Source organism: Acinetobacter sp. NigerLNRRAM0016 (assembly GCF_054112845.1).
This window is the reverse complement of record NZ_JBSYVT010000118.1, coordinates 1-539: the sequence shown is the minus strand read 5'-3', so window position 1 is coordinate 539 and position 539 is coordinate 1. Positions and strand designations below refer to the sequence as shown.

General features: G+C 39.5%; 1 pseudogene. It reads left to right on the top strand.

The features are described 5' to 3' along the window. Window positions 1–54: 54 nt before the first annotated feature. Window positions 55–539, top strand: a pseudogene (locus tag ACWQ4X_RS19785) (IS5-like element ISAha2 family transposase); the annotation flags it as partial.

Genomic DNA, 539 nt, shown 5'->3' with positions numbered 1-539 from the left:
GGCTTTGTTGCACAAACCTAGCCTATAAGGTTTATTCAGTCCTATAATTTCAAAATGAATAAACCTACTCCTAAAACTTATCGTACAACCAACTGGTCTTCCTATAATCGCGCTCTCATTAATCGGGGCAACATTTCCATTTGGTTTGATCCAAACACTCAGTGGTATGCACAACCACAAAACAAGCAAGGTCGAAATCAAACTTACTCCGATACGGCTATTCAATGCTGTTTAATGATCAAATCTTTATTTAGACTCTCTTTACGCATGGTCACGGGTTTTGTTCAAAGTCTGATTAAACTTTGTGGATTAAATTGGACCGCACCAGATTACAGTACGCTTTGTCGAAGACAAAAACATATTGATATTGCGATTAGCTATCAAAAAAGTAGTGATGGGCTACATCTACTCGTCGACTCAACTGGCTTAAAGTTTCTAGGTGAAGGTGAGTGGAAACGTAAGAAACATGGACCTGAATATCGTCGCCAATGGCGTAAGCTTCATATTGGCATCGATGCTGAAACCTTGCAAATACGTGC